The 19495-nt window shown below is 61.3% G+C and carries 23 protein-coding genes; 12 read left to right on the top strand and 11 right to left on the bottom strand.

Features of this window, described 5'->3' with window-relative positions; genetic code table 11:
* The first annotated feature begins 37 nt into the window (after positions 1-37).
* The 3 genes from GTP58_RS27865 (at position 38) to GTP58_RS27855 (ending at position 2885) form a co-directional block, all read left to right on the top strand.
* Positions 38-1858: a CHASE domain-containing protein gene (locus GTP58_RS27865; protein ID WP_161080226.1), complete on the top strand. Its 1821-nt coding sequence runs from the start codon at positions 38-40 to the stop codon at positions 1856-1858.
* A 91-nt stretch (positions 1859-1949) separates the two neighbouring features.
* Positions 1950-2606: a glycine-rich domain-containing protein-like gene (locus GTP58_RS27860; RefSeq protein ID WP_202413886.1), complete on the top strand. Its 657-nt coding sequence runs from the start codon at positions 1950-1952 to the stop codon at positions 2604-2606.
* A 72-nt stretch (positions 2607-2678) separates the two neighbouring features.
* Complete coding sequence (locus GTP58_RS27855) at positions 2679-2885, top strand: hypothetical protein (RefSeq protein ID WP_161080225.1); 207 nt, start codon at positions 2679-2681, stop codon at positions 2883-2885.
* Positions 2886-2957: 72 nt separating this feature from the next.
* On the opposite strand, the gene GTP58_RS27850 is transcribed toward GTP58_RS27855, so the two are convergent.
* The 3 genes from GTP58_RS27850 to GTP58_RS27840 all read right to left on the bottom strand — a co-directional run bounded on the left by GTP58_RS27850 (position 2958) and on the right by GTP58_RS27840 (position 4741).
* Positions 2958-3197 (bottom strand): hypothetical protein, encoded by a 240-nt coding sequence (locus GTP58_RS27850; protein WP_072787300.1) that lies wholly within the window; start codon positions 3195-3197, stop codon positions 2958-2960.
* Positions 3198-3457: 260 nt separating this feature from the next.
* The gene (locus tag GTP58_RS27845; RefSeq protein WP_072787301.1) at positions 3458-3709 is read right to left on the bottom strand and encodes a hypothetical protein; all 252 of its coding nucleotides are present in this window, start codon (positions 3707-3709) and stop codon (positions 3458-3460) included.
* 150 nt (positions 3710-3859) lie between these two features.
* Positions 3860-4741 (bottom strand): SDR family oxidoreductase, encoded by an 882-nt coding sequence (locus GTP58_RS27840; protein ID WP_161080224.1) that lies wholly within the window; start codon positions 4739-4741, stop codon positions 3860-3862.
* A 14-nt stretch (positions 4742-4755) separates the two neighbouring features.
* Here GTP58_RS27840 and GTP58_RS27835 point away from each other — a divergent pair, with 14 nt between their 5' ends.
* The 3 genes from GTP58_RS27835 (at position 4756) to GTP58_RS27825 (ending at position 7749) form a co-directional block, all read left to right on the top strand.
* Entirely contained in the window at positions 4756-5781 is a 1026-nt protein-coding gene (locus GTP58_RS27835; RefSeq protein ID WP_072787303.1) for a CDP-6-deoxy-delta-3,4-glucoseen reductase, read from the top strand.
* Between the two features lie 67 nt (positions 5782-5848).
* Positions 5849-7087: an MFS transporter gene (locus GTP58_RS27830; RefSeq protein WP_161080223.1), complete on the top strand. Its 1239-nt coding sequence runs from the start codon at positions 5849-5851 to the stop codon at positions 7085-7087.
* On the top strand, positions 7084-7749 hold the full coding sequence (locus tag GTP58_RS27825; RefSeq protein WP_161080222.1) for a DUF1345 domain-containing protein: 666 nt from the start codon (positions 7084-7086) through the stop codon (positions 7747-7749). Before GTP58_RS27830 ends, GTP58_RS27825 begins: the two co-directional genes overlap by 4 nt.
* A gap of 72 nt (positions 7750-7821) precedes the next feature.
* On the opposite strand, the gene GTP58_RS27820 is transcribed toward GTP58_RS27825, so the two are convergent.
* A complete protein-coding gene (locus GTP58_RS27820; RefSeq protein ID WP_161080221.1) occupies positions 7822-9039 on the bottom strand; it encodes a hypothetical protein in 1218 nt (405 codons plus the stop codon).
* 162 nt (positions 9040-9201) lie between these two features.
* Here GTP58_RS27820 and GTP58_RS27815 point away from each other — a divergent pair, with 162 nt between their 5' ends.
* Positions 9202-9576 carry an HPF/RaiA family ribosome-associated protein gene (locus tag GTP58_RS27815; protein WP_072787307.1) on the top strand — a complete coding sequence of 125 codons (375 nt, stop codon included), beginning with the start codon at positions 9202-9204 and terminating at the stop codon, positions 9574-9576.
* Between the two features lie 21 nt (positions 9577-9597).
* Here GTP58_RS27815 and GTP58_RS27810 read toward each other — a convergent pair whose 3' ends face one another.
* Positions 9598-10377, bottom strand: a complete 780-nt coding sequence (locus GTP58_RS27810; protein ID WP_072787308.1) for a helical backbone metal receptor — start codon at positions 10375-10377, stop codon at positions 9598-9600.
* A gap of 140 nt (positions 10378-10517) precedes the next feature.
* Here GTP58_RS27810 and GTP58_RS27805 point away from each other — a divergent pair, with 140 nt between their 5' ends.
* Positions 10518-11486 carry a GGDEF domain-containing protein gene (locus GTP58_RS27805; RefSeq protein ID WP_161080220.1) on the top strand — a complete coding sequence of 323 codons (969 nt, stop codon included), beginning with the start codon at positions 10518-10520 and terminating at the stop codon, positions 11484-11486.
* A 3-nt stretch (positions 11487-11489) separates the two neighbouring features.
* Here the strand turns inward: GTP58_RS27805 and GTP58_RS27800 are convergent, their stop codons facing one another.
* Complete coding sequence (locus tag GTP58_RS27800; protein ID WP_161080219.1) at positions 11490-12065, bottom strand: DUF5610 domain-containing protein; 576 nt, start codon at positions 12063-12065, stop codon at positions 11490-11492.
* Between the two features lie 62 nt (positions 12066-12127).
* Here GTP58_RS27800 and sbcB point away from each other — a divergent pair, with 62 nt between their 5' ends.
* Positions 12128-13570: an exodeoxyribonuclease I gene (gene sbcB, locus GTP58_RS27795; protein ID WP_161080218.1), complete on the top strand. Its 1443-nt coding sequence runs from the start codon at positions 12128-12130 to the stop codon at positions 13568-13570.
* A 62-nt stretch (positions 13571-13632) separates the two neighbouring features.
* On the opposite strand, the gene pyrF is transcribed toward sbcB, so the two are convergent.
* Complete coding sequence (pyrF, locus tag GTP58_RS27790; protein ID WP_161080217.1) at positions 13633-14454, bottom strand: orotidine-5'-phosphate decarboxylase; 822 nt, start codon at positions 14452-14454, stop codon at positions 13633-13635.
* Positions 14455-14548: 94 nt separating this feature from the next.
* On the opposite strand from pyrF, the gene GTP58_RS27785 reads away from it, so the two are divergent.
* Positions 14549-15310, top strand: coding sequence for an SDR family NAD(P)-dependent oxidoreductase (locus tag GTP58_RS27785; RefSeq protein WP_072787313.1), 762 nt, complete (start codon positions 14549-14551; stop codon positions 15308-15310).
* Here the strand turns inward: GTP58_RS27785 and GTP58_RS27780 are convergent.
* Positions 15307-15738 (bottom strand): MarR family winged helix-turn-helix transcriptional regulator, encoded by a 432-nt coding sequence (locus GTP58_RS27780; RefSeq protein ID WP_072787314.1) that lies wholly within the window; start codon positions 15736-15738, stop codon positions 15307-15309. The genes GTP58_RS27785 and GTP58_RS27780 overlap by 4 nt on opposite strands.
* Positions 15735-16586, bottom strand: coding sequence for a serine aminopeptidase domain-containing protein (locus tag GTP58_RS27775; RefSeq protein WP_161080216.1), 852 nt, complete (start codon positions 16584-16586; stop codon positions 15735-15737). Before GTP58_RS27775 ends, GTP58_RS27780 begins: the two co-directional genes overlap by 4 nt.
* 365 nt (positions 16587-16951) lie before the next feature.
* Here GTP58_RS27775 and GTP58_RS27770 point away from each other — a divergent pair, with 365 nt between their 5' ends.
* Entirely contained in the window at positions 16952-17344 is a 393-nt protein-coding gene (locus GTP58_RS27770) for a VanZ family protein (RefSeq protein WP_161080215.1), read from the top strand.
* Between the two features lie 314 nt (positions 17345-17658).
* The gene (locus tag GTP58_RS27765) at positions 17659-18036 is read left to right on the top strand and encodes a hypothetical protein (RefSeq protein WP_161080214.1); all 378 of its coding nucleotides are present in this window, start codon (positions 17659-17661) and stop codon (positions 18034-18036) included.
* On the opposite strand, the gene GTP58_RS27760 is transcribed toward GTP58_RS27765, so the two are convergent.
* Entirely contained in the window at positions 18033-18941 is a 909-nt protein-coding gene (locus GTP58_RS27760; RefSeq protein ID WP_161080213.1) for a TraB/GumN family protein, read from the bottom strand. The two genes, GTP58_RS27765 and GTP58_RS27760, sit on opposite strands and share 4 nt — an antisense overlap.
* 283 nt (positions 18942-19224) lie before the next feature.
* The gene (locus tag GTP58_RS27755) at positions 19225-19437 is read right to left on the bottom strand and encodes a hypothetical protein (RefSeq protein ID WP_161080212.1); all 213 of its coding nucleotides are present in this window, start codon (positions 19435-19437) and stop codon (positions 19225-19227) included.
* Positions 19438-19495: the final 58 nt, after the last annotated feature.

Raw genomic sequence — 19495 nt, 5'->3', positions numbered from 1 at the left:
TAGTCAAAAGACTATGGTTGCTCAAAGGGCAAAGGGAATGGCGGCACTTCTGGGGAAAAAGCGGCTGTTCTCATCCTCCCGTCCGGTATGGTGGGCCGGTGTGCTATTGTCGCTCGGCATAGGCGGCCTGTTTTACCTGGCCGCCAACCGCACCATCGAGTACGACGCCGGCGAGCGCTTCCGGCACCAGGCGCAAAACGCCCAGTACAACATCAATTCCCGCATCAACGCTTATACCGACGTGCTGCGTGGCACCGCCAGTTTCTTCCACGCGGCCGAGCATGTGGACCGCGCCAGCTTCCACCGCTATGTGGACGGGCTCGACATCGAGACCCACTTTCCCGCGCTGGACAACATCAATTACGCCCACTACGTCACCGACGCCAACCGCGAAGCCTTTGAGCGCAGCATGCGGATCAGCACCGACACCGCGCTGGGCTATCCCGAAACGCTGGCCATCTGGCCATCCGAGCGCCGGCCGGAATACTGGGTGCTGACGATGATAGAACCGCTGGCCGAGTTCGGCGAAAAAATCGGCCGCGACATCAGCTACCGGGTCCCCGTCGCGCGCGCGCTGGAACGCGGCCGCGACAACGGTGAACTCAGCGCTTCCGGCATCCCGATCGACAGCGCGCACCAGCCGGTCGGCTCGGGACTGGCGCTGCGCCTGCCGGTCTACCGCAAGGACATGCCGCTGAAAACTGCGGTCCAGCGCCGCGCCGCCTGCATCGGTTCCGTCGGCATCGGTTTCAGCGTGCCGCGCCTGGTCCAGGGCGCGCTTGAACAAATGCAGGTACGCGACACCCGCCTGGTGCTGTACGACAGCGGCGATGGCCAGGCCAGCGCGCCGGCCCTGCTGTTCGACAGCAAACCGGCCAGCCCGGTGCTGCGCTCCAGCGACCAGTTCAGCGTCGCGCTGCCGATCGACTTCCACAACCGTCACTGGAAAGCCTATTTCAGCACGCCCAAAGCCAGCTGGTACAGCCGCTTCGATACCTGGCTGCCATGGCTGGCCATGGCCTGCGGCTTCACCGGCTCGCTGCTGTTCTACCTGCTGTTCCACACGCTGTCGTCCTCGCGCATGCGGGCCGTGAAGATGGCCAAGGAAATGACGCGCGAGCTGCGCAACAGCCAGGCGCGCCTGCAACAGTCGCATCAGCGGTTGCGGCGGCTGGTCGCACATTCCGATCAGATCAAGGAACTGGAACGCAAGCGCATCGCACGCGAAATCCACGATGATCTGGGCCAGAATCTGCTGGTGCTGCGCATCGATGTCGACTTGCTGACCAACCGCACGCGCCACCGCCACCCGCGCCTGCACGCGCGCGCGGTACGCATGCTGAGCCAGATCGACAGCACCATCAAGAGCGTACGCCACATCATCAACGACCTGCGCCCCACGGTGCTGGACCTGGGCCTGAACGCGGCCGTGGAATGGCAGATCGCCCAGTTCCGCCAGCGCTCCGGCATGGTGTGCGAACTGATCGATCACGACCCGGAAATCCAGATTGACGACCACAGCGCCACGGCGATTTTCCGCATCCTGCAGGAATCGCTGAGCAATATCCTGCAGCACGCACGCGCCAGCCTGGTACGCGTGGAGTTGCGCCAATCGAACAGTACCTTGAGCATGACGATCAGTGATAATGGCATCGGCCTGCGCGACAACAGCCGCGACAAGACAGGCTCGTTCGGCCTGGTCGGCATTGAAGAACGCATCCATTTGCTGGGCGGCACGTGCGCCATCACAGGCAGCCCCAACGGCGGCACCACCGTGGCCATCTCGGTGCCGTTCCCGGCCTCGGCAGAGATCATGCCGGCCGCTGATCTTGCATTTGAGTACCCATTCAAACATTGATTAACCTCAAGGAACACACCTCCCCTCTGGGCAAAATCAAGACGCTCGCTGCTTTTCTTCAACCCGCATCAATAACGCAAAGGAAATCCTGATGAACGCTCACGACATGACCACCATTGCCGCTCTCGATCTGGAACCGATTAAAGTCAAGCTGATGCACAAGGAGTCCGGCGAAGGCTGGACGCTGGAACGCGCCAACGCGGTGGAATTCGAATACCGCCGCTTCCTGTACCTGATGAAAACGTTCCCGAACGAACAGACTGCGCCACTGGTGGACGTGGACACTTTCTGGCACTACCACATCCTGGACACCATGAAGTACGCGGCCGATTGCGACGCCGTGTTTGGCTATTTCCTGCACCACTTCCCGTATATCGGCCTGCGCGGCGAGGATGACGAGGCGGCGCACATCCGCGTCGGCCTGCGCATGAAAGAATTGTACGAAGCCACGTTTGGCGAAGATTATGTGCGCGCAGCAGCGCCGGCCAAGGTGGCGTATTCCGGCGTGGCAGCCGCCTCGTTTGCCCATTCCGGGATAGTCGGCGCAAAAGTCGCCTATTCTGGCGTGGTGGGTGCGCAGGTCGCCTACTCCGGCGTGATTGGCGCACAGGTAGCGTATTCGGGCATGGTGGGTGCGCAGATCGCGCATTCGGGCGTGACCGGCGCCAGCGTGGCGCAAGCGGAGGCCGCCATCGTCACGGCGCAACAGTCCAGCTTTTACAGCCTGCGCCCGAGCCTGCCCGCCTGACACACAAAATCTGCGCAGCCTGCCCAAAAAAGTGGCATACTCGGGACTTACGAAAGAGGATGGGAGTACATCATGGCCGTCAACACTGTCGCCCCCAGCAGCAGCACCGCTGTACAGCAAACCGTACCGGCTCGCCAGCCTGAACAAGTCCAGGCGGTAGACAAGCCCGCTGAGCGTGTAGCGCAAGCAGCGCCGCCTCCGCCGCCGCAAGCAGCCGTTGCACCGACCGTCAATACCAGCGGCCAGCGCATCGGCACCACAATCAGCACCTCGGCTTAAGCACCGGGCCCAGCTAAAAAAAACGGCGCGTTACCGCAAGGTACGCGCCGTTTTCTTATGTGACGTCCGATATCAGGCCGCCATCATTTCGCGCAGTTCGCGGATGCTGAAATCGCTGATCTCGTGCATACGGATCAGGATGGTCGCGCCGATAGGCAGCGTGTTGTGGCGGATTTTGCTGATGACCGGTGGCGCTACTTCCAGCGCGCGCGACAGCGCTGCATCATTTTTCAGCTGCAGCTTTTCAATGATCGCGTCCAGCACGCGGTTCGGGTTGTAGGTCGGCGACGCAGTGATTTCTTTGAGAGACATAATGTTTTAAGTAGGTTCGTTGGCTACTTTTGTGGAAAAGCAACACATGGGTAAGAAAAATTTTTAGCTCAATTACCATTGAAGCACTACAAAACACAGACAATTATGCCGGTTTTTAGTGCTTAACCGAGATAATACACGTTTACGTTACAAAACGGCTAACTCATCAGACATTTCCGTGAGATTTAGAGAGATTCTAACCCTATTTTTCGTGCTAGGCGAGAGTTTGTTGCAAAAAAGGGTATTAAACTATGTAAAGATCAGTTTGGACGGCGCACGCCGGCGGCAAGGAAACACCATTCAACGGCCAGCAAGGTGGCCAGTTGGGCGATCGTGCCTGGGAGAAACAACGTTACGGTGGAGAAATGATCAGAATTGTCGGCGCTGTAGTGCCAGCCCAACTGGCGGCGGATCTCTTCCGGCAGCGGCGGCGGACAGCGGCAAAACTCACGCTGACGCTGGTGCATGTAGGCGCGGACTTGCTCCTTGGTCGGCTGCAGACTGGCTACCATGCACGCTCTCCTTCATGGAAGATGGCTAACAATATCTTATCATGCGATGACTTGCTTGATATGCATCATGCAGGCCATCTTATAAGTTTGTCACAGAAAACTGACGCCGGACTTGCAAAGGCTTAACTTCTGTTAATTCTTTACATATCTTTACAAAGTCCGCAGCGTGTCGCCTACCGTTGGATAGCGCAATCGCACGCCGAGTTCGCGCTTGATGCGGCTATTTTGCAAACGGCGCGATTCCGACATGAACGACAACAGCGCCGGCGTCACCACTTGTTGCAATTCCGCACGCGTCAAGCGCGGCGGACGCGGCAGCTTGTAAGCGTCTGCCACGGCATCGAAATAATCGGCCATCTTCATATCGCTGTCATCCACCGCATGATAGATACGGTTAGGTAGCGCACAAAACAAGGCATGCGCAATGATGGCCGCCAGGTCGTCGGCATGGATATGGTTGGTGTAAACGTCCTCGTCCTCCGTCAGCGCTGGCGTGCCCTGCTCCAGGCGCTTGATGGGCAGGCGGTCGGCCGCATAAATGCCGGGCACGCGCAGGATGGACAACGCCGCCCCGCTACGCCGCGCCCAGCCGCGCAGCACGCGTTCCGCATCCACCCGGCGCAGCGCGCGTGGATTGCGCGGCGCTACCGTGCGGCTCTCGTCAAAGAGGGCGCCGCCACAATCGCCGTAGACGCCGGTGGTACTGATGTAAACCAGGCGTCCCCGCTCGGGTAAAATGGCGGTCAAATTGCGCGTGCGGCGGTCCAGTACGCCTTCGGCAGGCGGCGGCGCCAAATGGACCACCCACGGCGCCAGCCCGGCCAGACGGCACAGGCTGGCGGGATGGTCCAGATTGGCCACCAGCGGCACCGCGCCAGCGGCGCGCAATTCGGCGCAGCGTTGCTGCTGGCTGGTGGTGGCAAACACGCGGAAATACGGGGTCAACAGCGGCAACAGCCGCATGCCCACGTCACCGCAACCCACAATCAGCAGGCGCGGCCGATTGAATTTGTGCACATTGAGTTTTTTCATATTCGAAAGATTGTATGACGTTTCAAATAACTGTACAGCCCAGCGGCCACCAATTCGCCTGCGAGGACGACGAGACCATCCTGGCGGCGGCCATGCGCGCCGGCATCGGCCTGCCTTACGGCTGTAAAAACGGCGCCTGCAGCTCCTGCAAGGGCAAGGTGCTGGAAGGCAGCGTCGTCCACAAACCGCACCAGGAACGCGCGCTGCCGGCCGACGAGGCGGCCAAAGGCGTCTCGCTGTTCTGCTGCGCCGTGCCGCAAGGCGACCTGGTGATCGAGGCGCGCGAAGTGGCGGGCAGCGATGACTACCCGATCCGCAAAATGCCGTCGCGCGTGTCGACGCTGGAGAAAGTGGCGTCGGACGTCATCATCATGACGCTGCAACTGCCGGCCAATGAAACGCTGAAGTTCCGCGCCGGCCAGTACATCGAATTCATGCTGCGCGACGGCAAGCGCCGCAGCTACAGCCTGGCGTCGCCGCCGGAGCAGGACCAGCCGCTGAGCCTGCACATCCGCCACATGCCGGGCGGCCTGTTCACCGACCAGGTGTTCAGCACGCTGAAGGAACGCGACATCCTGCGCTTTGAAGGCCCGATGGGCACCTTCTTCGTGCGCGAGGACAGCGACAAGCCGATGGTGCTGCTGGCTTCCGGCACCGGCTTCGCGCCGATCAAGGCCATCGTCGAGCACCTGCGCGCACAAGGCTCGCAGCGCCAGATGACCCTGTACTGGGGCGGCCGCCGCCCGCAGGACCTGTACATGGATGCGCTGTGCCGCGAATGGGCGATGCAGATGCCGAACTTCAAGTATGTGCCGGTGCTGTCCAACCTGCTGCCGGAAGACCACTGGGCCGGCCGTACCGGCTTTGTGCACCAGGCCGTGATGGCCGACCTGCCGGACCTGTCCGGCCACCAGGTCTACGCCTGCGGTGCGCCGATCATGGTGGACTCGGCGAAAAAAGACTTTGCCGCCCAGTGCGGCCTGCCGGAGGAAGAGTTCTACGCGGACGCCTTCACCACCGAGGCCGACATCAACAAATAAGCATCCCCCCCAACAGCGGGGCCTTCGGGGATGCAGAGTCCCCAGGCTCTGCTCCCTGAAAGCACCAATGTCCGACAGCACTTCCCATAACGGTTTCAGCGTTCTGCGCCACCGTAACTTCACGCTTTACCTCTCCGCCCGTACCCTGGCCACGCTGGCCGTGCAAATGCAGAATGTCGCCATCGGCTGGCAAGTGTATTCGCTGACCCACAACCTGTTCGACCTCGGACTGATCGGCCTGGCGCAGTTCCTGCCCTTCCTGCTGTTAATCCTGATCGCCGGCCACGCGGCCGACCGCTACGACCGCCGCAACCTGATCGCGCTGGCGCTCGGCGCCCAGCTGCTGTGCGGCCTGATGCTGCTGGGCTTCACCTACACCGGCCTGAGCGCCGTGTGGCCCGTATTTGCCGTGCTGGTGCTGTACGGCAGCGCGCGCGCCTTCATGGGGCCGGCCACGCAAGCCATCCTGGTCAACCTGGTGCCGCAGGAAAGCTTCAGCAAGGCGGTGGCGCTGAGTTCCTCCAGCTTCCACGTCGCCGTGATCCTGGGACCGACGCTGGGCGGCCTGTTCTACCTGGCCGGGCCGAAAACGGTCTATATGATTTCCTCCGTGCTGCTGGTGCTGTCCGTGGTGATGATGTCCATGGTCAAGTCGGTCAAGCAGGCCAGCGCCAGCGGGCCGGCTTCCTGGCATACGGTGCTGGAAGGGCTGCGCTTCGTATGGTCGAAGAAAGTGGTGCTGGGCGCCATTTCGCTGGACCTATTTGCCGTGCTGTTTGGCGGCGCCACCGCGCTGCTGCCCGCGCTCGCACACGACGTGCTGCACATCGGCCCCAGCGGCCTGGGCATGCTGCGCACCATGCCGGGCATCGGCGCCGCGCTGTGCTCCATCGTGCTGGCCTTCTTCCCCATCACGCGCCGCGTCGGCGTATGGATGCTGGGCGGCGTGGCGGTGTTTGGCGTGTGCACCATCGTGCTGGGCGCCACCACCAGCTTCTATATCGCGCTGGCCGCCCTGTTCCTGATGGGCGCCGGCGACATGATTAGCGTCTACGTGCGCCACCTGCTGGTGCAATATGAAACGCCGGATGAAATCCGCGGCCGCGTCAGCGCCGTCAATTCCGTATTCATCGGCGCGTCCAACGAACTGGGCGAATTTGAATCGGGCATCACCGCTGGCTGGCTAGGCCTGACACGCGCCGTGCTGTTTGGCGGCGCGGCCACCCTGGCCGTAACGGGCGCCTGGGCCGTGCTGTTCCCGGTACTGTCGCGTATGGACCGTTTCCCGCACGAAGACAAAAAATGAGTATGCACCTGCCACTGCCGTCCATCATCCACAGCCGCCCTCACCTGAGCCTGGCCATCGTGCTCGGTGCCGTCGCCGCGCCACTGCTGCCGGACGCCTGGCCATGGCTGAGCAGGCTGCTGGTTTCCTGGGATATCCTGGTCTGGAGCTACCTGGCCATGATGCTGTGGATGATGACGCAGGCCGACCACCACGACATCAAACGCGCCGCCTGCCGCCAGGATGAAAAAGGCCCCGTGATCCTGGCCACGCTGTCGCTGGCCGTGCTCTTGAGCCTGGTGGCCATCATCTCGCAGCTGGCCACCATCAAGAACCTGCCGGAGGCCGAGCTGGCATGGCGCTACGCGCTGGCCGTGCTGACGCTGACCGGCTCGTGGTTCATGGTCGGCGTGATGTTCTGCTCCCACTACGCCCACCTGTACTATATCGAAGAAACTGCCGACAAACCGCTGGGCTTCCAGGAAGACCAGCTGCTGCCGAACTACTGGGACTTCCTGTACTTCTCGTTCACGATCTCGGTGGCAGTGCAAACCTCCGACGTCACCGTGCGCAGCCGCCGCATGCGTAAGGTGGTGCTGGGCCAATCCGTGCTGTGCTTCTTCTACAACCTGGCCATCCTGGGGCTTTCCATCAACATCGCTGCGTCGCTGATTAACGGCTGACACCGCTGGCACTGTGCGATAGCCGCGCGGTACCGCCACATTGCTAACGCACGCCAGCGTTCTGACCTTCGCTCATTTAATAAAATTCACAACGACGCCTGGATCACGGGGTTCTGCGGCGGTGGCGTATGCAAACGCTTCACCATTTCGACGAAGGGTGGCGGTGACGATGGAGAATGGATCCTTGAACTGGGCAAACGCAGTAGCCAAGGGCAATTCAGCATCGAGTGAAGCGGCAACCTGGCGTATCCCCGCACGCTGGCGCGTGCCTTCGCGGTTGACCTCGGAGCCAAACATCAGCAACGTTCCATCGGCTTTTTCAAAGACGGAACTCACCAGGAACGCCGCAGGATGACCGGCGCTCACCGCCGACACAGGGGCCAAGTCGTCGTCCAGCACCGTGAGCGTATGCTGGTAGCCATCAGCCTCGATAGAAAGTCCCAGCAGTTTGAGCGCGGCGGTGCCGGCGTGGCGATGGACCAGCAACTGACGGCCAGCCGCCTTGCGATGCGCGCTGATTTCCCCAGACGCCCTAAACCGCATGAGTTCAGTCGAGACATTGCCGGTAGCCGAGACCGTCAGCGAAGCCCCAGTCTCTTGAAACACCACACCGTCGGGGTCGGGTGCTGTGCCAGCCTGAAACGAAGCCACGGGCAATTCCCACTTCACTGCCCCGGATGGTTCAAAGACTAACAGCAGGTAAGTCAGACGCCCTAGCCCCATGACCGGCCCGGGCGGCCAGCTCATTTCATACGCAAGCACAGCCAGATTACCACCCCAGGCGGCACACCCGGCAAGGAAAAAATTCCGGCCGGTAGCGATGCTGTTGGAACTGATGGGCAGCTCGCCGAGCAATTGACCGTCACGGTTCAGATGCGTCAGGTACATGCTTGCTGGCAGACCGCTGCGGTTAAACGGCTTTTCCGCACACAAAAAGAAGCTGCCGTCGGCCATCTCGGCCACGCCGTGGTAGCTCGATGGGCTGGCCCCCTCGATAACAGCCTGCCGCTCGGCTGGGGGCGCCTGCCGGGTGTATTGCCACTGTAGCCGATTGGCGGCGTCAAATTTAACGGCCCAGGTCTCCTTGCTTGCAGAAGAACCGCCTCCGACCACGATGCCATCGTCAGCTGTCGCCACCACGGTCTGCGGTGTCAGCAACATATGCGCAGCGGTCTGCACAGACACTGATTCCATTTTCAATGGGGTAGCGCTAGTGGCGTGACTGCTGGCAATGGCAAAGAGCAGCAGGATAGTGAGCCTGCGGTACAAACAGAAATCAGGAATATTCATGTTTTCTTGGATTTCAATTGTGAATGAAGCTGGGTAATAACCTGCGTGCGACACCAGAAAAACCCTGCGGCATCAAGTTTTATCCAGACAAGTGAAGCAATTAACGCCCGATTAAGCTTGCAAGGAGTAAGATGGAATCGCAGTCAACAACAGGAGCAAGCTATGCAAATCCAAGTTAATACCGACAAAACCATCACTCGTCACACTGGTCTGGACGAACATGTACAGTCTGTCGTGAGCAATGCCCTCCAACGCTTCGGCGAGCAGATTACCCGCGTCGAAGTCCATCTCAGCGACAACCTGGGCCAGAAGTCGGCCGACGGCGACAATCGCTGCCTGATGGAAGCCCGTCTTACCGGCCTGCAGCCGATTGCCGTCAGCGACCACGCTGCCACGCTGCATCAGGCGATCAGCGGCGCCACGGAAAAACTCAAACGTTCGATCGATAGCGCCGTCGGCAAACTGCATGACAGCAAACGCCATGCGGATGGCGTAGGTTCGGCCTCGGCTGCCGCCGTTGCCAACGAAGCCGAGTAACTCCGCAGCGGGGGCCAGTGCCTAGCGTTGCGCCAGCTCCCGCAAATACCTCAGGCCTTGCAGCGAACGGCTGCCATACCACGACATCATCTCCCCATCCACCAGCAGCACCGGCTTGCCGATCTGACGCTCCAGCACATCCGCATGGGCTTCGGTAAAGCGGTACGGTTCGCTCGACAGCAGCACGCCGTCAATCCCGTCGATGAGTTCGGACGACCAGCGGAATTCCGGGTAGCGCACCGCGCCCAGGTCCGGCACGCGCCAGCCGATCTCTTCCAGCATGCGCGCGATATAGGTGTCGCGCGAAATCGTCATCCACGGGTCTTGCCAGATGCAGTACAGCATGGTCTGCGGCGGCCCTTTCGGCGCGGCCTGCAAGCGTGCGTATTCGGCTTCAAACGCGGCGCACCAGTCCGCGGCCTGCTGTTCGCGGCAGAACACGCCGCCCATCAGGCGCGCCAGGGCCAGGTTGTCGTACGGCCGCAGCGGATGCGTGACCACGATATGGGGCACGAATTCCGCCAGCGCATCGGCGGTCGGCTTTTCGTTTTCATCGATATTCATGACCACATGGGTCGGCGCCAGCTGGCGGATCTTGTCCAGATTGACGTCCTTGGTGCCGCCCACCTTGGGTATCGGCTGCACCGTGTCCCACGGGTGGATGCAGAAACCGGTGCGCCCGACGATCTGCGCGGCCAGGCCCAGATCGCACAGCAGTTCAGTGATCGAAGGCACCAGCGAAACGATGCGCGCAGTTGGATCAGCGTGATGCACGGTTCCCAGCGCGTCGGTATAGGCCATGTTGTATCCAGTCGGGTTGCAATGGCGGTATTGAAGCATTCCTCGCCGCTTTCGCGCAACAACAAGCTGTGCGCTACTCATCCTTTCGGCTATGATTAAATGCGACGATTGATTGCCTCTTGGCATCCTGAAAGAATCCTTTGAAACAGATCAGCACCTTCGGCTCATCGAGCTACCAGATCAGCGATTTGCAGCTGCTGCGCAATTCCGACGATGACGCCGCGGTCGCCAGACTGCTGGCGCACTGCCCCATCATGCTGCTGGAAGCGGACGAAGCCGTGACCGAATCCAGCCGCGCCCGCCTGTACATCCTGCTGCGCGGCGCACTGTCGGTGGCCAGCGACACCCGCACCGGCATGGCTGATGGCACGGTGAGCAAGCTCCTGCCCGGCGAAAGCGTGGGCGAGCAATCGGTGCTGGATGAGGAAGCCAATCTGTCCAGCATCACCGCGCTGGAACAGAGCGAAGTGCTGGTGGTCGAAGCCGATCTGGTCTGGCAGCTCATCGACGAATCCAATGTGCTGGCGCGCAACCTGCTGCGTCTGCTGTCGTTCCGCATCCGCGCCGCCAACGCGCAGCTGCGCCGGCGCCAGAAGCTCGGTGAGTTCTACCGCCAGCTGTCGATGATCGATGGCCTCACCGGCTTGTACAACCGGGCCTGGCTCAACGACCTGCTGCCCACCATGATCGCCACCGCGCATGGCTCGAACGCGCCGCTGTCGCTGATCATGATTGATCTGGACCACTTCAAGAAATTCAATGACAGCCACGGCCACGTGGCCGGCGACGAAGCCCTGCGCGCCGCCGCGCACGTGCTCAGCGGCGCGCTGCGGCCGACCGATTTCGCGGTGCGCTACGGCGGCGAGGAAATGATGGTGCTGCTGCCCGACACCAGCGACAAGGTGGCCGTGTCCGTAGCCGAGCGCCTGTGCGAACGCATGCGCTCGGCCCAGGTGTTTGGCGACATGCGCCTGCCGCTGCCGCACATCACGGCCTCGTTTGGCGTCGCCGCCCTGCAGGCGCAGCAAAACGAGCAGGAGCTGATCGCGACGGCCGACGCGGCGCTCTACCGCGCCAAGGAACAGGGCCGCAACCGGGTCGCCGTGTAAACCTCAGACCGCGTTGGCTTTGGGCGCCGAGGGCTCGCCCGGCGTCACATCCTTGGTCTGGTGGGCGGCGATGAAATCGTCAAAGCCCTTCTGCACCAGGTCGTAGGTCTTGTCGATATTGCTGGCGATATCGCCATTCAGCACCTGCAAGCCCTGCAGCACGTCGCGCGCCTCCTTGAAGCCCTGGTCCACGCCTTTTTTCAGCGTATTGACGAAGTTATTGAGCGTGGTGCTTTCATCGTCGCCCGGGTGCTGCTGTTTATAGGCTTCGTAAAAAGCCGTGGACAACGATACAATGCGGCCCGCAGTGCCTTCCGGCGTATTATCCTGCGACATGGCGTTCTGGATGGCGTTATCGCCGAAATCGTTCTTGAGCGCCTCATTGATGCCGGTCAGCGCGGTTTTCAGCACCACCGACATCGGATCGTTCGAAGAATTCAGCGATACCGTCAAGGAAGCCTGTACGATAGAGGCATTGAGCTCAGCTTTAGCCTTGGCAACGGTGGACACGGGTTTGTCGTCCTTGGACTGAACCGGCGCTGCTGCGCTGCTGGACGTGACCGATACGGGAGTAGCCATAATATTGCTCCTCATTGATGACCCTGGAATTATCGGCAGATTTTTAAATTACTGTAGCACCTATGACCAATCAGACTTTCCTCTGGCACGATTACGAAACCTTTGGCGCCGTCGCCCGCCGTGACCGTCCGGCGCAATTTGCCGCGATTCGCACTGATGCCGAGCTCAACGAGATCGGCGATCCGATCATGATTTATTGCAAGCCGGCCAATGATTTCCTGCCGGACCCGCAATCCTGCCTGATTACCGGCATTACGCCGCAGCAATGCCTGGAATGGGGCGTGCCGGAGCACCAGTTCGCGGCCACCATCGAGCAAGCGTTTTCGCAGCCCGGCACCATTGGCGTCGGCTACAACACCATCCGCTTTGACGATGAGATCACCCGCTTCATGTTCTGGCGCAACCTCATCGATCCGTATGCGCGCGAATGGCAAAACCAGTGTGGCCGATGGGACTTGCTGGACGTGGTCCGCATGACCTACGCGCTGCGCCCGGAAGGCATCCAGTGGCCAACCAAGGAAGATGGCAAGCCCAGCTTCAGACTGGAAGACTTGGCCAAGGCCAACGGCCTGCTGCATGAAGCCGCGCACGATGCGCTGTCCGACGTGCGCGCGACGATCGCGCTGGCCCGTCTGATCCGCCAGCACCAGCCCAAGCTGTTCGACTTCTGCTTCGCGCTGCACAAGAAAGACCGCGTGGCCGACGAGATCGGCATGCACCTGGCGGCCAATCTGCGCCAGCCCTTCCTGCATGTGTCCGGCATGTTCCCGGCCGAGCGCGGCTGCATTGCGCTGGTCTATCCACTGGGCACGCATCCGACCAACAAAAACGAAGTCATCGTCTGGGATTGCACCTACGATCCAAGCGAGCTGTACACGCTGGACGCCGACACCATCCGCACCCGCATCTTCACCCGCAGCGATGCGCTGCCGGAAGGCATGACACGCCTGCCCGTGAAAAGCATCCACCTCAACAAATCGCCGATGCTGGTGGCCAACCTGAAGACGCTGTCGCCGGCCATGGCGGCCAGATGGGGACTCGATGTGGAACAAGGCAAGGCGCACGCCGCGATTGCCGCCGCCGGCCGCGACCTCAGCGACATCTGGGCGCAAGTGTTCCACCGGCCGGCCGGCGAGCCGCTGGATGTGGATGAGGATTTGTATAACGGCTTTGTCAGCAAGGAAGACCGCCGCCTGCTGGACACGCTGCGCCGCGAACCGCCGGCACGGCTGGCGGCGGCATCGCCATCGTTCAGCGATGGCCGCCTGGCCGAATTGCTGTTCCGCTACCGCGCGCGCAACTTCCCGGAAACCCTGTCGGACACCGAGATGGAGCATTGGGAAGAGCACCGCGCGGCGCGTTTCTACGAAGGCGCAGGCGGCGCCCGCACCATCGACGACTTCTTCGCGCAGATCGACGCGCTGCAGCAGCAGGCTGACGAGCGCGCCGAGCACATTCTCGGCGAGCTGTACGAATATGTCGAGCTGATCGCTCCCTCGCATTAACCCCTGCTGGAAGGGGTCTGACCCCATGCGGGGTCAGACCCCGGCATGCGGGCTGCGGGGTATCAAGCGCGATACTGGTTGATCGCGTTGCGGGTTTCTTCTGCAACGCGGCGCGCAGCGGCGGCGAAGTCTTCACTTGGCTGCGCCGCCGCGTACAGGATCGCGCGCGAGGAATTGATCATCATGCCGGCGCCGTTCGCGGTGCGGCCGGATGTCACCGTGGCGGCGATGTCGCCACCCTGTGCGCCGATGCCAGGCACCAGCAGCGGCATGTCGCCGACAATCGCGCGCACCTGCGCCAGTTCTTCCGGGAACGTCGCGCCCACCACCAGCGCGCACTGGCCATTGGCATTCCACTTTTCCGCCACCAGGCGCGCCACGTGCTGGTATAGCGGCTGGCCGCCGACGTCCAGGAACTGCAGGTCCGAACCGCCCGCATTCGAGGTGCGGCACAGGATGATGACGCCGCGCTCGCTCCACTCCATGTACGGCTCGACCGAGTCAAAGCCCATGTACGGATTGACAGTCACAGCGTCCGCGCCGTAGCGGTCGTAGGCTTCGCGCGCGTACTGGCGCGCGGTGGCGCCGATGTCGCCGCGCTTGGCGTCCAGGATCAGCGGGATGTGCGGATAATGCTCGCGCACATAGTCGCAGATCTGCTGCAGCTGGTCTTCCGCGCTCAGCGCGGCGAAGTAGGCGATCTGCGGCTTGAACGAGCAGGCCAGGTCGGCCGTCGCGTCGATGATCTCGCGGCAGAAGTGGTAAATGCCTTGCGGGTCGTTCTGGAACTGGGCCGGCAGCTTGGCCAGGTCCGGGTCGAGGCCGACGCACAGCAGGGAGTCGTTGGCCGTCCACGCGGCAGATAATTTGTTGATAAAAGTCACGACGGCCCCCGATTGAAAATTGCAAACCCTCTATTGTAACCCGGCCGGGAGGGGCTGTTAAAATTTGCCATCTCCACCTCAGAAAGACATCCCCATGAAATTACAGAATAAAGTCGCGATCGTCACCGGCGCCACCCAGGGCATCGGCCTGGCCTGCGCCCAGCGCATGATCGCCGAAGGCGCCAAGGTCATGCTGGTGGATATCAAGCCGGAGGGCGCCGACGCCGCAGCCCAGCTGGGCGAGCACGCCCGCTTCTTTGCCGCCGATGTCAGCCAGAAGGCCGATGTCAACGCGATGGTGGCCGCTACCCTCGCCGCGTTCGGCAAGATCGACATTCTCATCAACAATGCCGGCGTCACCCACGCCGCCAACTTCCTCGACGTCTGCGAGGAGGACTTTGACCGCGTCATGCGGATCAACCTGAAATCGATGTTCCTGTGCGGCCAAGCGGTGGCGCGCGAGATGGTCAAGCAGAACAGCGGCTCCATCATCAATATGTCCAGCGTGAATGCGGAGCTGGCGATCCCCAACCAGGTGCCGTACGTGGTGTCGAAAGGGGCGATCAACCAGCTGACCAAGGTGATGTCGCTGAATCTGGTGTCGCACGGCATCCGCGTCAACGGCATCGGCCCGGGCACCATCCTGACCGAGCTGGCCCGGCAGGCGGTGATGTCGAGCCCGGAATCGCGCCACACCATTTTGTCGCGCACGCCGATGGGCCGCTGCGGCGAGCCCGAGGAAGTGGCCTCGATCGCCGCCTTCCTGGCCAGCGACGACGCCAGCTACATGACCGGCCAGACGCTGTATGTGGACGGCGGCCGCCTGGCGCTGAACTACACGGTACCGGTCAACTAAGCCTGATCCTCCAGCGTGGCGGCCTGTTCCAGCCAGCGCGCCACCACGGCCAGTTCGGCGTCCGTGAAGCCGGACTTCAGATGGCCATTCAACTCCTGCAGCAGACGGCGTGACTGCTGGCTGGCCTGCTCACCGGCCGCCGTCAGCTGCAAGCGCGTGGTGCGGCCGTCGTGCTGGTCGCCGGCGCGCTCGATCAGGCCGGACGCCTGCATGCGCTTGGACAGATTGGTGACGGCAGCCGGCGCCACATGCAGCGCCTCGGCAATTTCGCCGATCCTGGCATTGCGGCGCGACTCCAGCAAGAACAGCAAGCCCACCTGCGCGGAACTGATACCCTCCCAGGCATCGGGCCGCGTCTCCACCCAGCGCTGCAAGGCGCGGTAAGCGCGGTTGAGCAGATAGCCAAAGCGCGGCGGCGCGGCGCTCATGCGGACCTCAGCAGCCAGTCGCCGACCTGCGGCCACAACGCGGCCCCACTGCGTTTGCGGAAGAAGCCCATGTGGCCGATGGCCGGCAGCCCCACCTCCGATGGCGCGAACTGGCGGCGCTCGACCTGCGCATTCACCAGCGGACGCATGAGCAGATCAATCGCGCGGCGATTGGCCCACGGATCATCGTCAAAGCCCAGCACCAGCAGCGGCAGCTGGACACGCGCGGCGCGGGCGGCTGCATCCATGGCGGGATCGTCGTAGAAGTAGCGCGGCAGCCTGGTCCAGCCGCTCCATTGCAGCATCACGGAACTCGGCAGATCTTCGCCCAGGCCGAGCCGGCTGCCCGGCATATAACCGCACACCCGGCACAGCAACGGCGCCAGCACGCGCATCACGGTCCAGACCCGCGCGCGCTCGATGGCGCCGCGCACGGTGCGCGTCACGCCCGCATGCGCCGCCACAATCACCGCCGCGCGCAACTGCGGCGTCGCCGACGACAACGCAATCGCATGGCCACCCACGCTATGCCCCACCGCCAGCAATGGCAGCGCCGGAAAGCGCGCCGCCGCCCATTGCGTGACCGCACCCACGTCCTGCTCCATCCAGTCCGCCATGGTCACCTTGCAGTCGCGTACATGGCCGGCGATGGAACGGCCGGTGCCACGGTAGTCATAGGTCAGCACATGCAGGCCCAGGCCGCTCAGGTATGCGGCAAACGCGTGGTAATAGCTTTGCGTGACCGCCGTGGCCGGATGCAGCAGCACCACGGCGCGTGCCTGTTGCGCTTGCCACAAGGTCGCGCCCAGCGCGCCCTGGTCAACTACGGGAATGTCGAACTGTTCCATGCTCTCCGCCGAAATCGTTAACGTGTTAACCAATTTAGCGCAGCACGACGCCAGCGTCAACCGGGAGATATGCGAATTTCTAATGTCTGGTATCTGAAACAACAATTAGACACATATCTCGCGACGCAGCATAATTGCACCTGTCTCCACTATTCTCCTCCAAGAAAATAGTTTTAAGCCCGCTTTAACCAGCGGGCTTTTTTTTTGCTCCGATGTCAGAAACTGTCATAACGGCGTCACAATGCCCTCTTATACTGGTCACATCTTAAGTACATGCAACCGATAGGCATGACTGAAGACTAGGTGCACCGGGGCTCCGGTGCACCACTCTCCCTTTCTTTTGCAGTGCATGGTATTGTTCGCTCATGCTCAAGCAAATACTCCTCACCTCTTCTTACGCCCGCCTGCGCTACTGGACTGCCATCGCGCTGTATCTGATGATATTGATACTCGGTTCGATCCCCGGTGCGCGCCAGGACATCGGCGAAGTCGCCTCCGGCCTCATCCTGCATTCCATCGCTTATGCCGGCCTGGCGTTTCTGATTTACACCGGCAGCAATGGCAGCCTGGCGCTACGCACGGTCAAGGCGGTGCTGACCATCGCTGCGATGGGCGCGCTGGATGAGTTCGTGCAAAGCTTCTTCCCCTACCGCCATGGCGCGGTATCGGACTGGCTGGTCGACTGTTCTGCGGCGCTACTGGCCTCAGGCTTTATGTGGGCTCTCTGGAGTCGTTATCGCATCCCTCGGGCAGACTGATTCGCCGGTTGCCAGGGCCACATCCAAACGCATCTCCCGCAGCTGCTCGGCCTTGGCCACGCGTACCAGGCCGTGCAGTGCGTGCTGAAAAAAATGCCGGCTGCGCGTATCGCCGCAGGTGGCATCAGTTAACTCTTCGATAATTGTATCTGTCACGCGTGTCAACATATCGGTGTCCTTTAAAGTGATACCGAACAATTATTGCGTGCAGGTAGCATCGCGCGATTGATGTAGATCAATCACCTCCAGCGCTGAGGGAACATTCCAGCCGTGCGCCTCTCTGACCTTGTTTGCAGTTCAAACAGGAGACGACAATGAAGACGACGACGATGGCGATCATCATGCTGCTGGCCATGGCAGGCTGCGCCAACCGATCCACCGACAGCAACACCCCAAGCACCGGCAGCTACAGCGCCAGCACCGCGATGGCCACCCCCAGCCCGGCCCCGCAAGACCGCATGACGTATGGCGTCATTCAAGCCATCGACCAGATGCAGCGCCAGGATGTGGGCGTTGGCGTGATGGGCGCCATGGCAGCCGGCGGCACGGGTGGCACGCCCACCGACAAGGTCTACCGCATCACCGTCCGCATGAACGATGGCAGCAGCCAGATGGTGGTGGTGGAGTCCGAGCCCGGCTACAAAATCGGCGACCGCGTCCGCTACAACAACGGCAACGTACAAGCGTATTAATACAGCTGCTCGACCTCGTAGCCACGGCGCTTGAGCAGCTGCGGCAAACCGTCATCGCCCACCAGGTGCAGCAGGCCGACGCCGACAAAGGCGACCTGATCCTGCTGCATGATGCGCTCGATATTGGTCGCCATTTCCGGATTGCGCTTGCCCAGCAGGACACGGTTCATGAAACCTGCGGAAATCGTGTTGCCAGTGGTGGCCGACTGCCATGCCGCATGGATGCCGGCAGTATCAGCAGCGCTCCAGGCCTCCAGCAACGCACGGGATTTTTTGAGCGAATCGCCATCCGCGAGGTCGGCCAGCGTCTCGAGCAGGTATTGCTCCTGCTGGGGTTCGTCGAGCGTATCGAACAGGCCGAGCTGGTAGTCAGCACTCTCCAGCTCGCGCACCGTCTTGTCCTGTTTTTGCGCCGCCGCCAGCAGTGCGTACTCCACCGCCTGGCTGCGCTGATAGCCGTGCTTGTCCAGCTCGGCGCCCACCAGCAGATTGGCCACCAGCCAGGGCTTGAACTGCTGCGCCGTTTTCAGTGGAATGCCGGCGCGCGCCAACGCCTGCGCGGTCTTTTGCATGGTCTCTGCGCTCAGGTGATTTTGCAGTGTATCGCCGTCCGCATAGCGGCCGTGACGCGTCAGTGCCACCTGGAATGCCTGATCCTCGCGGATATCCAGCTCAATCACCAGCGCCTTCGAATCGAGCAGCGCGCGCGACGCGATCGCGTCCAGCGGATACACACCGTCACGCCCCACATGCACCGTGCCGTATAGATAGCTGGTCTTGCCCTCATGCGTCACCCGGTACAACTGGCCGCGATGCAAGGCAGTGGTTTCCGCAGTCCCGGCGGCCAAAACGGTCTGGCAGCAAGCCAGCAGGAATGCGAATATGACACCGAGTTTCGTAGGCATGCGATTAATATTAACAGTGGAATAAAATAAGAGAATAAAACTGTGCGTCTTATTGTCTCCAATGGTAAATCAAGATCACATGCTGATTAAAAGAATTTTTTAAAACCGTCGGCAAAATAAAACATTATTTAAAGCGATTTTGATAATTACTCATTAATTTATCCACACTTCCATCTGCTTTATTGTCGTATTGACTTCACTTACGCGCACATGCCCTTGCGACGAAGTGCACAGCCCAAACCGATAGTTTCTCGCCAACCTTGAGATAATACTCAAAAATTCTTTACTGCGCGACCGCATGGCGTAAATTATGGAATGACGAATAACCATCATTCCACCCAAAACCCATTTTAAGGGTGTTCTCCAATTCAGGATATTTATAACCAATACCGCGGCGGAGTTTATGCGGCAGCGCGGTAGCCGCAGCAGCGAGCGCGGCGGTAATCAGGGCCTGCCCTGCACGCTTGGTCCAATCTGTGTATGCTTGTCGGTCCATTTAGAAAGACTATACCCACACGCTTTCAATGGGCTTGTGATGACCAGATGAGGTAACA

Origin of the sequence: Duganella sp. CY15W (genome assembly GCF_009857555.1) — a bacterium.
Lineage (GTDB): Bacteria > Pseudomonadota > Gammaproteobacteria > Burkholderiales > Burkholderiaceae_D > Rugamonas > Rugamonas sacchari.
Note: the sequence above shows the minus strand (reverse complement) of the source record. Positions and strands in the feature narration are given on the sequence as shown.